This is a genomic window from Oceanicaulis sp. HTCC2633, assembly GCF_000152745.1.
Lineage (GTDB): Bacteria > Pseudomonadota > Alphaproteobacteria > Caulobacterales > Maricaulaceae > Oceanicaulis.
The window spans coordinates 2,279,728-2,292,266 of the sequence record NZ_CH672428.1; the positions used below are offsets into that span (position 1 = coordinate 2,279,728).

Annotated in this window: 14 protein-coding genes; 11 read left to right on the forward strand and 3 right to left on the reverse strand. The window is 64.6% G+C overall.

Annotated features, from left to right (window positions below; translation table 11 throughout):
- Window positions 1–766, forward strand: a 766-nt coding sequence (locus OA2633_RS10910; RefSeq protein WP_009802605.1) for a dicarboxylate/amino acid:cation symporter, incomplete at its 5' end; no start/stop codon positions are given.
- Here the strand turns inward: OA2633_RS10910 and OA2633_RS10915 are convergent.
- A complete protein-coding gene (locus OA2633_RS10915; RefSeq protein ID WP_009802606.1) occupies window positions 755–1,219 on the reverse strand; it encodes a GNAT family N-acetyltransferase in 465 nt (154 codons plus the stop codon). The two genes, OA2633_RS10910 and OA2633_RS10915, sit on opposite strands and share 12 nt — an antisense overlap.
- Window positions 1,216–1,809, reverse strand: a complete 594-nt coding sequence (locus OA2633_RS10920; protein ID WP_009802607.1) for a TetR/AcrR family transcriptional regulator — start codon at window positions 1,807–1,809, stop codon at window positions 1,216–1,218. Before OA2633_RS10920 ends, OA2633_RS10915 begins: the two co-directional genes overlap by 4 nt.
- Window positions 1,810–1,929: 120 nt before the next feature.
- Between OA2633_RS10920 and OA2633_RS10925 the strand changes: the two genes are divergently transcribed.
- From OA2633_RS10925 to OA2633_RS10960, 7 genes are all read left to right on the forward strand, one after another.
- Window positions 1,930–2,802 (forward strand): NAD(P)H-binding protein, encoded by an 873-nt coding sequence (locus tag OA2633_RS10925; protein WP_009802608.1) that lies wholly within the window; start codon window positions 1,930–1,932, stop codon window positions 2,800–2,802.
- Between the two features lie 5 nt (window positions 2,803–2,807).
- On the forward strand, window positions 2,808–3,272 hold the full coding sequence (locus OA2633_RS10930) for a DUF1772 domain-containing protein (RefSeq protein WP_206740503.1): 465 nt from the start codon (window positions 2,808–2,810) through the stop codon (window positions 3,270–3,272).
- Between the two features lie 205 nt (window positions 3,273–3,477).
- On the forward strand, window positions 3,478–4,365 hold the full coding sequence (locus tag OA2633_RS10940) for a LysR family transcriptional regulator (RefSeq protein ID WP_009802610.1): 888 nt from the start codon (window positions 3,478–3,480) through the stop codon (window positions 4,363–4,365).
- A 103-nt stretch (window positions 4,366–4,468) separates the two neighbouring features.
- The gene (locus OA2633_RS10945) at window positions 4,469–5,077 is read left to right on the forward strand and encodes a flavodoxin family protein (RefSeq protein WP_009802611.1); all 609 of its coding nucleotides are present in this window, start codon (window positions 4,469–4,471) and stop codon (window positions 5,075–5,077) included.
- A complete protein-coding gene (locus tag OA2633_RS10950) occupies window positions 5,074–6,081 on the forward strand; it encodes a cyclase family protein (RefSeq protein WP_009802612.1) in 1,008 nt (335 codons plus the stop codon). The genes OA2633_RS10945 and OA2633_RS10950 overlap by 4 nt, the downstream gene beginning before the upstream one ends.
- 96 nt (window positions 6,082–6,177) lie before the next feature.
- Window positions 6,178–7,620 carry an amidohydrolase family protein gene (locus OA2633_RS10955; RefSeq protein ID WP_162010991.1) on the forward strand — a complete coding sequence of 481 codons (1,443 nt, stop codon included), beginning with the start codon at window positions 6,178–6,180 and terminating at the stop codon, window positions 7,618–7,620.
- Window positions 7,621–7,689: 69 nt separating this feature from the next.
- Window positions 7,690–8,721, forward strand: coding sequence for a GlxA family transcriptional regulator (locus OA2633_RS10960; protein ID WP_009802614.1), 1,032 nt, complete (start codon window positions 7,690–7,692; stop codon window positions 8,719–8,721).
- A gap of 7 nt (window positions 8,722–8,728) precedes the next feature.
- Here the strand turns inward: OA2633_RS10960 and OA2633_RS10965 are convergent, their stop codons facing one another.
- Complete coding sequence (locus OA2633_RS10965) at window positions 8,729–9,049, reverse strand: helix-turn-helix domain-containing protein (protein WP_206740504.1); 321 nt, start codon at window positions 9,047–9,049, stop codon at window positions 8,729–8,731.
- A 377-nt stretch (window positions 9,050–9,426) separates the two neighbouring features.
- On the opposite strand from OA2633_RS10965, the gene OA2633_RS10970 reads away from it, so the two are divergent.
- The 3 genes from OA2633_RS10970 (at window position 9,427) to rpe (ending at window position 12,539) form a co-directional block, all read left to right on the forward strand.
- Window positions 9,427–11,316 (forward strand): autotransporter domain-containing protein, encoded by a 1,890-nt coding sequence (locus OA2633_RS10970; protein WP_156776221.1) that lies wholly within the window; start codon window positions 9,427–9,429, stop codon window positions 11,314–11,316.
- Between the two features lie 41 nt (window positions 11,317–11,357).
- Window positions 11,358–11,738, forward strand: a complete 381-nt coding sequence (locus OA2633_RS10975) for a hypothetical protein (protein WP_009802618.1) — start codon at window positions 11,358–11,360, stop codon at window positions 11,736–11,738.
- A gap of 138 nt (window positions 11,739–11,876) precedes the next feature.
- A complete protein-coding gene (gene rpe, locus OA2633_RS10980) occupies window positions 11,877–12,539 on the forward strand; it encodes a ribulose-phosphate 3-epimerase (protein ID WP_009802619.1) in 663 nt (220 codons plus the stop codon).

A 12,539-nucleotide genomic window follows, 5' to 3' on the forward strand; every position in this document is an offset into this window, starting at 1 on the left:
ACGCTCCGAGCCTCTCAGCCGCCTTCTTCAGACCGTGCAGGAAGTGGCGATGAAGATTGTCGGCTGGGCCATGCGGCTGGCGCCCTTCGCGGTGCTGGGGCTGATTTCCGACTTTGTCATCCGGGCAGGCCTTGATGCATTGGTGGGCTTGTCCGCCTACATCCTGTCGGTGCTTCTGGGGCTGATCGCGCTTCTGGGCGCCTATCTACTGATCGTGCTGGTTCTGGGACGGCGCAATCCCTTCGCCTTCGCCGGTCAGGTGGTGGAGGCGCAATTGCTCGCTTTCTCCACATCGAGCTCGGCTGCGACCATGCCCTTGTCCCTGCGGGTGGCCGAGGACCGGTTGAAAGTCGCCCCGCCCATCGCCCGTTTCGTCATTCCGTTGGGCGCGACGGTGAACATGGACGGCACGGCGCTCTATCAGGTGGTCGCCGCGCTCTTCATCGCCCAGCTCTTCGGGGTGGAGGTGAACACGGCCCAGTTTGCTCTGCTGGTGGTGACGGTGGTGGGGGCCAGCATTGGCAGCCCGTCCACACCGGGCGTCGGCATCATCATCCTCGCCACCATCCTGCAAGGGATGGGCATTCCGGCGGCGGGGGTGGCGATCCTCCTGGGCGTGGACCGGATTCTGGACATGTGCCGGACGGCGGTGAACGTCACCGGCGACCTGACCGCCTGCGTGGTGATGGATCGCTGGCTGGAGGATGTGAAGGACGACCCGCTCGCCGCTGTGCCCGAGAGCGCCCCGCCGGCCTCAGAGAGCTAGCTTGAAGCCTTCATGGCTCGCGATGAAGCCAAGGCTCTCATAAAAGCGGAGGGCGTCAGAGCGGCTCTTGTCCGAGGTGAGCTGGACAAGCTGACAGTTGCGCTGCCGGCACTGATCGATCGCCCATTCGAGCATCTCTCGGCCCAGCTTTGCGCCGCGCAAACGGCTGGCGATGCGCACGCTTTCAATCTGGCCGCGCCACATGCCTCGCCGCGACAGGCCGGGGATGAAGCTGATCTGCAGGCAGCCCGCCACGCCGTCCTCATCCTCCATCACCGCCAGCAACTGGTTCGGGTCCGTCTCGATCGCGCGAAAGGCCTCCGCATAGGCCGGGTCGGTTGGCGTTGCGACGCGCTCGCGCGTCTGCCCCAGGGCGTCATCGGCCAGCAGCGCGATGATGGCGTCAAGATCACGGGCCTCGGCGCGACGGAAGCGGGGCGACACACGGCTCATGCGTCGATGATCTCGGCGCACAGATAGGCCCGGCTGAGCGCCTTCATGTCCTTGATATAGCGCGTCTGATCCCAACCGCAGTCCTGCACCAGGCTTTCCCAGTTGCGCACGGACAGGAGCGTCCACAACATGTCCGTTGCGGGTTTTTCGCCAAGCCCGGCCCTCAACCGCCCTGCCATGGCCAGCGCCTTCACCGCGGCTTCACAGCCCTGGCGCATGGCGTTCATCCGGTCGTCCCAGGCCAGGCGCGCGGCGTCATCGGTCGGCGCCATCGCCATGAGCGCCTGCCCCACCGGGTAGATCACGGGGATATAGGCGCCCCAGGCCTCGATATAGGCGTCCAGTCGCTCCAGCCCTGTGGCGGATCGGCTGGCGACAAGCCGCTCCTCCACATGTTCAACCTCATCAATATGCCGGGTCAGGGCGATCAGCAGCTCCGCCCGCGTCTTGAAATGCAGGTAGACGGCCTGCCGGCTGACCCCGGCCGCCTTGGCCACATCGCTCATGCGGGTGACGGCGCCGGCGTCGCTTTCCAGAAGGGCGCGGCAGGCGTTGAGAATTCGGGTGCGGGTGATCGAGGCGTCCGCCATTCGAGGCTCCTTCAGGGGAAACCGGGTCAGGTTCGAATACGCTTGACATCGTGTCAAGTTGCTGTCACTTGTCACCATGTAAACTTTACATAGCGTCAAGTGACGCGTCAGGAGCTTGAGATGAGTATCTTCACATCCGTTCGCCGCGCGTTCACGCGCACCTCTCCCATTCTGGTCACCGGCGCGACCGGCAAGACCGGCAGCCGCGTTGCAGCCCGGCTCGCCGAGCGCGGTCATGAAGTCCGTCTTGGTTCACGACGCGCCGAGATCCCGTTCGACTGGAACGCGCCGCAAGGCTGGGCGGCAGCGCTCAAGGATGTGAAGGCGGTCTATATCGCCTACGTGCCGGACCTTGCCGTGCCGGGCGCGGTCGAGCTGATCAACCGTTTTGTCGAGGCGGCGAAAACCGCAGGCGTGGAACGCCTTGTGCTGTTGTCAGGTCGGGGCGAGGAAGAGGCCCAGGCCTGCGAACAGATCGTTCTGAAAAGCGGTCTGAACGCGACGGTGGTGCGCGCCGGCTGGTTCAACCAGAATTTCTCCGAAGGCGGGTTTGCAGACATGGTCCGGGCCGGGCGGATCACTCTGCCGGGTGCAGACGTGCTCGAACCCTTTGTGGATGTGGACGATATCGCTGATGTCGCGGTCGCTGCGCTGACCGGGGATGGTCATGCCGGCGAGATCTACGAGGTGACCGGCCCGCGCCTTCTGGGCTTTGCGGATATGGCGCAGATCCTGTCGGAAGCGTCAGGGCGCGAGATCGCCTACATCCCGCTGAGGCATGAGGATTTCATAGAGGGTCTCAAGGCCCAGGGCGCGCCGGGCGAAGTGGTCTGGCTGATGGATTACCTCTTCAGCACCGTCTTTGACGGCCGCAACGCCCATGTCTGTGACGGTGTGGAGCGAGCGCTCGGACGCAAGCCGACCGATTTCGAGACCTTCGCGCGCAAGGCTGCAGCGGCGGGCGCCTTCAGGGTCACCGAGGCGGCAGAGTGATGGGGATGGCCCTTTATGCAAGCATGGTTCTGGGCCTCGTCATGATGACGGGGCTCGGGGCCGGGGTGTTCCTGGCGTTCTCCGACTTCATCATGCGCGGGCTGCAACGCGCCGAGGCCGGAGCCGGGGCGATGATCGCGATCAATCAGGTCATCTTTCGTTCGATCTTTCTCACCGGCTTCATGCTCACGACACCGGTGGCGGCGGGGCTTGCGTTCTGGGCGCCGGACGGGGTGAGCGATGAGGTGCGAGCCCTGATCGGCGCAGGTGCTGTGATCTATGGCGTCCTCGTGTTTGGGCTGACCGCGGTGCGTAATGTGCCCCTCAACAAACAGCTCGAAGCCTCAGGCGGCGAAGCGTCGGTCTGGGGTCGGTATCTCCGCGTATGGACGGTGTGGAACCATGTTCGTAGCGTCGGGGCGATTATGGCCTTTGGCCTGTTCGTGCTGGCGTTTGCGCGCCTGATCTGACGTCCGGAGGGCGCGATGAGACCCTGTCTGGCCCCTGCTTTTCTGAGTCTGTCCCTGCTGGCGGCGCCGCAGCCGGACCGGGCCGTTGAGCGATTGTCCTGCCCGGCCCTGACGCCGGAACCGGATCTGACGGCAGAGCGCCCGCTTTCCCCCTTCGCCGACTTGGCCCAGACTGACGCCATACGGGCGGACCGGGGTTGACGTCATGGATCGACTGAGCACGCTTGAGATTTTCAGGAAGGTCGTGGACCGCAATGGTTTCAGCGCGGCGGCGCGGGATCTGGGTCTGTCGAATGCGTCGGTCAGCAAGGCGATCAAGGAGCTGGAGGCCCAGCTGGGCGCGCAGCTGATCGTGCGCACCACCCGCTCGCTGCATCTGACCGATGTGGGACAGGCCTATTATCAGCGGGTGGGGGGTGTTCTGGATGCGCTTGATGACGCGGACGAGCTGGTGCGGTCGGAGACCGCCTCTCCCCGCGGGCGATTGAGATTGGCGGCGCCCCTGTCCCTTGGGCTGGTGGCGCTTCAGGAAGCGCTCCTGTCCTTTTGCAAGACCTATCCCGACATCCTGCTCGACCTTCATATGAGCGATGCGGTGGTCGATGTGGTCGGCGAAGGGTTCGACGCCGCGATCCGCGGCGGCAATCTGCCCGATTCAAGTCTGAAAGCCCGCAAGCTCATGTCGCTGGACCGTGTGGTCGTGGCGTCGCCAGACTATCTCGCGCGGTCTGTCGAGCTGAAACGACCTGAGGATCTCTCTCGTCACGATGCGTTGATCTATTCCGGCGCCGAGCATAGCGAGACCTGTATTCTCAAGCGGGACGGCGAGGCGGTTCAGGTTCAGCTTCGCCCACGCTTGCGGGTGAACAGCTCCATCGCGGTCAAGAGCGCGGCCGTGGAAGGGCTGGGCATCGCCGTCACCCCTCATGTCTATGTGCGTCAGGCTCTGGAAGAGGGCGCGCTGGTGCAATTGCTGCCGGATTGGTCCATTGAAGGGCGCGCGCTGTATGTCGTCTATCCGGAACAGCGCGAAGTGTCGCGAAAGCTGCGTGTCCTGCTGGACCATCTGGCCGAGACCTTCCGCGAACGTTAGCAGTCTTATTTTTCAAATCGCGAAATATATATTCAAAAATTTGCCAATTATTTTCAATTTGTGAACGGCCTAGCTGTGTCCCGTCAAACAACGGGAGATCCTCATGCAGGCTCATATCGCAATCGCCTATCATTCCGGATACGGCCATACCCGGGCGCTGGCGGACGCTGTCGCCCAGGGCGTGGCGCGTGTACCGGGCGCCACGGCCGCGCTCATCGATGTCGTCAGCCTGTCCGACCCGGACTGGAAGGCGCTGGGCCAGGCCGACGCCATCATCTTCGGCTCGCCCACCTATATGGGCGCGGTCTCGGGACCGTTTAAGCATTTCATGGACCTGACTTCGGCGACCTGGCTGGCGCGCGGATGGTCCAACAAGCTCGCCGCCGGCTTCACGGTCTCAAGCTCCCAGGCGGGCGACAAGTTCGCCACGCTGAGCCAGCTCTCCACCTTCGCCGCCCAGCACGGCATGATCTGGGTCAGTCTCGATCAGCTGCCGGGCAATAACAGCTCCACCGCCAGCGTGGACGATCTCAATCGGATCGGCGCCTCCATCGGTGTGATGGCGCAGGCCAATAATGATCAGGGCCCGGATGTGGCGCCGCCAGGGTCGGACCGGGAAACCGCAGCCCGGCTGGGCGTTCGTGTGGCGGAGCTGACGCTTCGTTTCCTGCGGGGCGCGGATGCGGCCCGGATGATGGAGGCGTCGGCATGAAACCGCATCTGTTGGCCAATCTGGCGGCCTTCGCCCTTATCGCCTTTCCCGCCCAGGCGCAGACGGAAGATGTGCCGGCCAAGGTCGGCGTCAGCCCCTGGGGCGCTGAGGACGAAATCGGCCGGCTCAACCTCATGACGGACGAGAGTCAGGCCGCGATCCTGAGCCGGATTTCCGGCGGCGCGCCCCATGACCTGTCGGTGGAGTATTTCATCGGCATGCCCAGCTGGCAGGCGGCGGGCGACCCCCATTACCGCATCTGGATGACCCATACGCCCCATGGGACCGAAGTTGATGACCCTCTCGGCGTCGGTCACGCGATGAACGCCCATGTGGGTTACACCGGGGCGGCGGTGGCGATGTACACCCACACCGGCACCCATATCGATGCGCTGGTCCATTTCGGTCTGAACGGTGAGGTCTGGAACGGGTTCTCCGCTGAGGACCATCTGGGCGATCGCGGCTGGCGCGTGGGCGGGGCGGAGGCTCTGCCGCCCATTGTGGCGCGCGGGGTCATGCTGGACCTGGCCCGCTACAAGGGCTTGAGCATGCTGGAGGACGGCTATCGGATTACGGCGGATGACTTGCGGGGCGCGGCGGAACAGCAGGGCGTCACGCTGCAAACCGGTGATGTGGTGCTGATCCGGACCGGCCGGATGCAGGTTTATGAGGACGCCGGGCGGTACATGCGCAACCCGCCCGGCCTGGGGCTGGAAGCGGCGCGCTTCCTGATTGAGGAGGCGGGCGCAATGGTCGTGGGCGCGGACAATCTCAGCTTTGAGGCCTTTCCGTCCGAAGATCCGCATAATTATGTGCCCGTTCATACCTATCTGCTGGCCCAGCAGGGCGCACCCATTCTCGAGCTGGTCAATCTTGAAGGCTTGGCGCAAGCCGGGGTGCATGAGTTCGCCTTTGTGGGCGGCGGGTTGAAGCTGCGGGGCGCGGACGCTGCGCCCTTGCGGCCCCTGGCCTTTCCCCTGACCGCTGGGGCGCCGCGCCCCTAACGCTGAAAATGGCGTGAAACGCCCAGCCCCGGTCCGGATTTGCGCTTCCCTTGCGATGTGCGCCATTCCAGACTGGGGCCAGTTATGGGGGGCGGCATGCGGATCTTGACGATCGGATTGACGGTTCTGGCGCTTTTGGCGGCTGGGATCTGGGCGGCATTCTTCCGATGGCCGGGCGCGCTGGTCAGTGCGTCGGTTGAGCCGGCGGTGCTGATTTCGGATGTGCGTCTGGTGTCCATGAGTCCAGGCGCTGCAGAGGTCGAACTCCACAAGGACGTCCTCGTGCTCGACGGCGTCATCGTCGCCATTGCCGATCACGGCGGGCTGGATGGGGATCCGCGCGTCGCAAGCGCGCTGCGGGTCGACGCCAGCGGTCAGACGCTGCTTCCGGGGCTGATCGACGCCCATGTGCATGTCTGGGATGTGCCCGAACTCGCCGCCTATCTCGCACATGGGGTGACGACCGTGCGCAATGTGTCGGGTCTCGAGGTGCATCTGCGCTGGGCGGAAAGGATCGAGCACGGGGCGCTGCTGGGCCCGACCTTGCTCACGACCGGTCCGATTCTGAACTCTCCCGGTCCCAACGCCCAGCAGAACCATGTGCTGGTGATGACGCAGGACGAGGCGCGCGCCGCGGTGCGCCGCCAGCATGAGCAGGGTTTCGAGCATCTCAAGGTCTATTCCAACCTGACGGAAGACGCGTATCGCGGCGTGCTTGAGGAGGCGCGGGCGCTGGGCATGACCGTATCGGGCCACACGCCCGAAGGGGTCCGCGAGCCGGGCATTCCGCTCGAGCGCGATTTCCTGATCCCCTTCTTGAGCGTGCTCGATGACGGCTTCCTGACGATCGAGCACACCGAATCCATTGTCTGGCATGGTTTGCGCGACCGCTTGAACGCCGAACGGATGGAGGTGCTGGCGCAAGAAATGGCGATGGCGGGCGCGGTGGTGACGCCGACCCTGATCGCCCATGACAATCTGGTGCGGGTCGCGGAGAGCGATGGCGCGTATCTGGAGCGCGATGGCGTTGCGGCGATGAACCCGCTTTATGTGAAGGTGGATGCGGGGGTTTATGACTTCTGGTCCCGTCAGGATCCGGCGTTCCGGGAAGAGGTGAGGCGTCAGTTCTATCAGCGCGCCACCGGGATGATGCACGAGGCGGGCGTCACCCTGATTGCGGGCACGGATGCGGGCATTTTCACCAACCTTCCCGGTCGCGCAATGACGCGGGAGCTTGAATTGCTCGTCCTGTCCGGGCTCACCCCCTATGAGGCGCTGCAGGCTGCGACAGTGACGCCGGCCGGTGTGTTCGGGCTGGACGATCGCGGCGTCATCGCGCCGGGCATGCGCGGCGACCTCCTCCTCGTCTCCGGCGATCCGCTCAGTGATGTGTCCAGTGTGGAATATCCCGCCGCGGTCATGGCGAATGGCGTCTGGCTGGATCAGGATGCGCTCAACCGGCTTGAGGCTGCGAGCTATCAGGGCTCGCTGCCACGCAGCGTGCTGAACGCCCTGCCGGTCCTTCTGGGGACCCAATAAGGCGCGATTGGCGGGATTTGCGTTTTTTCCGGCCTTACGGTTTTGGGAAAAGCGCGCAATATCCGCCACATGAACACGACAGCCGCACGCCCCGCCGCCGACGCGCCGCTCATCCATGTGGTGATGGTGGCTTACCCTGACGCCCATGTGCTCGACATCACCGGGCCGATGGAGGTGCTGTCAGGCGTGAAGCTGTTCAAGGATGGCGGGGTGGGCGGCTATGAGCTGACCCTGGTCGCTGCTGACGCAACGCCCATCCGCACCACCTCGGGCCTGTCGCTTGTGCCGGACATGACCTTTGATCAGGCGCGCGAGAGCGGTCTGCCGGTGGATGTGCTGATGATCGCGGGCGGGCACGGCACTCAGGCCGCGCTCAAGGATCAGCGCCTGCTGGAGTTCGTGCGCTGGGCGGATGGCGAGGCCGAACGGGTGATCTCGATCTGCACCGGCTCTTTCATCCTGGCCGAGCTGGGGCTTCTGAACGGTCGGCGCGCCTCCACCCATTGGTGGTGGTGCCCGGTGATGGCCAAACGCTATCCGCAGATCGCGCTCGATGCAGACGCCATCTATGTGCGCGACGGCAAGTACTGGACCTCTGCGGGCGTGACCTCGGGCATGGATCTGGCGCTGGCGCTGGTGGAGGCGGACTGGGGGCATGACATGGCGCTCAAGGTCGCCCGCTATAATGTCATGTACATGATGCGGCCGGGCGGACAGGCCCAGTTCAGCGCCCAGCTGGTGGCTCAGCAAGTGGATGACGGGCCGATCAACCGTACGCTCCAGCACATACTCGCGAACCTCACCGACGAGCTGAGCGTGACCCAGCTGGCCAATTTCGCCTGCATGTCCGAGCGCAGCTTTGCCCGCAAGTTCAAGAGCGAGACCGGCCAGACGCCCGCCACCTATGTGGAGCAGGCGCGGCTGCAGGATGCCCGGGTCAGGTTGGAGCAGTCCGATGACACGATTGACCTGATTGCGCTCAAATCAGGATTTGGCGCGGCCGAACGCATGCGTCGGGCCTTTCACAAGCATCTCGGGGTGACGGTGCGCGAATATCGCGAGCGCTTCCGCCCCGTCCGCGTCCGATCTGCAGAGGCCTGAGATGCGTTCACACGTCATGCCCGTGCGCGACGCGGGTTTCCGCCCACATGTTCGACCAGTCGCGCAGGGCGTACAGCACCGGACCCAGCTCCTCGAGCAGGGCGGTCGGCTTGTAGCCTTCATCGGTGCTTTCCAGCAGCAGCGTCTCTTTGAGAAGCGCCAGGCGCTGGTTGAGGACGGTTGGCGAAATCTCGTCGCACTGGGCCCGCAGCTCGCGAAAGGTCAGCGGGCCGTTGCGCAACTCCCAGATGATGCGCAGCACCCATTTCTGACCCAGGACTTCAAACAGGGCCATTACCGGGCGCGAGGATTCGGTCAGTTTCGCCACAATCTCTCCTCGAAATGGTCACTTGCGCTACGGAAAGCGTAGCAGTACTTCTTGCTACATAATACGTAGCGATTGCCGCCCTGATTGAAAGGGCGGCGCCTACGAAAGGGGGCATTGTCCCCGCTGGTTGGTCAACCCTTCCGCCTGAACACGGGAAACCCGGTCGGCGGAGACTGCAGGAGACGCCAGGATGGCGCACACAGCAGTTCGGGCGTTTGTCGCGCCCGTCGCCAAGATGACGACAGCGCCGCTCGGCGTTGCGCATGCCGTGTCCGGACCGCCGATGATCGGCCCGGACACCTGACTGACGCTGCGCGGTAAGCGCGGCCCAAGATTCGGGTCCTGACAGGCGGACCCTTCCTCAGGAGAGAGACATTATGAAACGCAGTATGACTGCGCGCACGGCTCTGTGCGCGTTGCGGGGCGGGTGCGCCCTTATGGCCGGGGGCTTCGCCGCGCTGGCGCTGGGCGGGGCGAGTTACGCCAAACCCGGAGACGGGAACTGGTATTTCTTTGGCGACAGCTCGACCGGGCAGGGCAATCACGCTGCCCTTCTGGAGCAGCGCGGCGAGACCCAATTCCCCTATTCGTCCAATAATGGCTTCCGTCGCCTGTCCAATGGTCTGGTCTGGTCAGAAATGATGGGCCGGGATGTGGACATTGTCCTCGACCCCGACCGCGACAGCAACAATGTGAACTTCGCTTTCTCCGGCGCTCATATCACCGCAAGCGGCGATCTGGCCGAGTTTGGCCTCTATACGGGCGTGCAGATCCAGACCGCGATCTTTGCCGAGATGGTCGAGGCGGGCGAGGCCAGCGTTGGCGCAGACGATGTCGCCTTCATCATGGCGGGCGCCAACGATCTGATGGATCGCGCCGCGGCGGGCGAGGATTTCGATGCGATCATCGCCGATATCGCCGAAGCGGGCGCGGATAACATCACCACCCTGGGCGCGCTGGGCGTGAAAACGGTGCTGATGGCGGAAGTGCGCCCGATCAAGTTCGCCCCGCTGGTGCGCGATGACGCCGAGGCTCAGGCCGCCTTCGCCGAAGCCGTGGATGCGGCGAATATCGCCCTGTTTGATGCGGCGGTCGCAGCCGCGGATGCGGCGGGCGTCAATCTGGTGACGGTGCGGGACGAGGCGTTCCTCACCTATATCCGGGACAACGCCGCAGCGCTGGGCTTCGATGAGGTGGATCGCGAGTGTTATCTTGAAGACGCCGACACGGTCTGCGCGCCCGATATGGCGGGGCAGAACCGCTATCTGTTCCTCGATGATCTGCACTTCACCGAAGCCGGTCAGCTTCTGACCGCGCAATGGTGGCAGGCGACCTTGGCGGGCGCGAATGGCGAGGCCGCGCGGCCTGCGTTGATGCTGCCCTCGCTGGTCGCCGCCGGGCTGGAGATGAGCGAGCAATCGGTCTGGGCGGGCGCGCGTCAGGGGCCGGGCGTGTTCGGTGATCTCGCCTATCAGGACGTGAAGTTCGACTTTGACGGCCTGACCGCGGATGTCCGCCTGAAAGCGGCAAGCTTTGGCGGCGCCTATCGTCTGACCGACGTGTTCAGCGCCGGCGCGGCCCTGCGCCATGACGACGCCGAGATTCGCTTTGGCAACGGGGATCGTCAGGACTACGCCGCCACCACGCTGACGGGCTTCCTGCGCTATGCCGAAGACGGTTATGGCCTGACGGCGGCGGTCAGCCATAGCTGGCTCGATTTCGAGGATGGCGTGCGCCAGACCGGCGTGCGCGGTCTGTCCGCCCGCACCAGCTTTGACGGCGAGGCCTGGCAGGCGAGCCTTTTGAGTGATGCGGCCTATGAGTGGGGAGTGTTCGACCTGCAGGTCAGCAATTCCTTGCAATATGACGCGATCCGTATCGATGGCGCGACCGAGACCGGCGCGACCGGTCTGGCGCTGCGCTATGGCGCGCAATCGCTCAACACCTGGCGCTTTGACACCCATCTTGATGCGCGCATGGACGGCTGGCGCGTGGCGGAGAACGTCACCCTCGCCCCGGTCGGCGCTGTGGGCTGGACCTGGCGCAGCAATGCCGATCACAGCCTCGTCTCACAGCTGATCGACAACACCGCGGACCCGGTGACGCTGTTCGGCGAGGGGCTGGCGGAGAACAGCTTCGAGACCCGTCTGGGCCTTGAGGCGCAGATCGCCGAACGCTTCACCGCCGGGCTCAGCTATGGCCGCGGCTGGGGTGATGACCGCCATTCTGATGACCGGATCGCGCTGACCGTGCGCGCCCGCTTCTGATCCTGAAATCAAAAGAGCAACAACAAGAAAGGATACTCCCCATGAAACCGATTGTTCTGATGACCGTGATCGCCTCCGGCCTGATGGTCACCGCCTGCGCTGGCGGCGGCGCCGATTACGCCCCGATCGTGGATGGTCCGCATTCCGTGGCCTATGAGGCGGATCTTCAGGCGTGCCAGGCGCTGGCGCGCGAGCGGGCCTATCTGAACTCCGAAACCCGCACCGACATGGCGGTGGGCGCTGGCATCGGCGCACTGGCCGGTCTGGCCGATGACGATGTGACCGACACCGAAGGCGCGATTGCCGGCGCCGTGGTGGGGGCGGCGGCGGGCGCTCTGGGCGGTTCGCTCGAAACCCGCGACGAGCGGCGCCAGATGGTGGTGGAGTGCCTGCGCATGCGCGGGCATCGCGCGGTGGGCTGATCCATCAGCGGCCTCGGGAAGGCGTCTCTCTCCGGCGCTTTTCCGAGGCTTCTGAATCCGGCGAACAAACTGACGTGAAAGGCGGGAAAGCCGCCGCCGCATCTTGCCCAAAATGCGGGCCGCTGATACGCAATCAGCATGGCTCGTTCGACGATTATTTCACCCTCGATTCTGTCTGCTGATTTCGCCCGGCTGGGAGACGAGGTCAAAGCCATCGACGCCGCGGGCGCCGACTGGATCCATATCGACGTCATGGACGGGCATTTCGTGCCCAATCTGACCATTGGCCCGGCGGTCGTGAAGGCCTTGCGGCCCTGGTCGGACCAGCCTTTTGACGTGCACCTGATGATTTCGCCGGTGGACGCCTATGTCGCCGACTTCGCCGAGGCGGGCGCGGACATGATCACCGCCCATCCCGAGGCGGGCCCGCACTTTCACCGCACCGTGCAGACCATCAAGAGCCATGGCGTGAAGGCCGGCGCGGCGCTCAATCCGGGCTCCTCGCTGGACATGATCGACTATGTGCTCGACGAGCTCGATCTCGTCCTGATCATGAGCGTCAATCCCGGCTTTGGCGGGCAGAGCTTCCTGACCTCCCAGCTGCGCAAGATCGAAACCCTGCGCAAGACCATCGAGCGTCGGGGCCTGGACACGATGATCGAGGTGGATGGCGGGGTGAACCCGCAAACCGCCCAGCACTGCATCAATGCGGGCGCAGATGCGCTTGTCGCAGGCTCCGCCGTCTTCAAGGGCGGTCCCGGCGCCTATGCCGGGAACATTGCCGCATTGCGGGGCGTTTGA

Excerpts from the sequence above, each read along its gene's own strand:
- OA2633_RS10920 (WP_009802607.1), bottom strand. The coding sequence starts at position 1,809 with ATGGCGGACGCCTCGATCACCCGCACCCGAATTCTCAACGCCTGCCGC.
- OA2633_RS10950 (WP_009802612.1), top strand. The coding sequence starts at position 5,074 with ATGAAACCGCATCTGTTGGCCAATCTGGCGGCCTTCGCCCTTATCGCC.
- OA2633_RS10975 (WP_009802618.1), top strand. The coding sequence starts at position 11,358 with ATGAAACCGATTGTTCTGATGACCGTGATCGCCTCCGGCCTGATGGTC.
- OA2633_RS10960 (WP_009802614.1), top strand. The coding sequence starts at position 7,690 with ATGAACACGACAGCCGCACGCCCCGCCGCCGACGCGCCGCTCATCCAT.
- OA2633_RS10940 (WP_009802610.1), top strand. The coding sequence starts at position 3,478 with ATGGATCGACTGAGCACGCTTGAGATTTTCAGGAAGGTCGTGGACCGC.
- OA2633_RS10945 (WP_009802611.1), top strand. The coding sequence starts at position 4,469 with ATGCAGGCTCATATCGCAATCGCCTATCATTCCGGATACGGCCATACC.
- OA2633_RS10915 (WP_009802606.1), bottom strand. The coding sequence starts at position 1,219 with ATGAGCCGTGTGTCGCCCCGCTTCCGTCGCGCCGAGGCCCGTGATCTT.
- OA2633_RS10955 (WP_162010991.1), top strand. The coding sequence starts at position 6,178 with ATGCGGATCTTGACGATCGGATTGACGGTTCTGGCGCTTTTGGCGGCT.
- OA2633_RS10970 (WP_156776221.1), top strand. The coding sequence starts at position 9,427 with ATGAAACGCAGTATGACTGCGCGCACGGCTCTGTGCGCGTTGCGGGGC.
- OA2633_RS10925 (WP_009802608.1), top strand. The coding sequence starts at position 1,930 with ATGAGTATCTTCACATCCGTTCGCCGCGCGTTCACGCGCACCTCTCCC.
- OA2633_RS10930 (WP_206740503.1), top strand. The coding sequence starts at position 2,808 with ATGGCCCTTTATGCAAGCATGGTTCTGGGCCTCGTCATGATGACGGGG.
- rpe (WP_009802619.1), top strand. The coding sequence starts at position 11,877 with ATGGCTCGTTCGACGATTATTTCACCCTCGATTCTGTCTGCTGATTTC.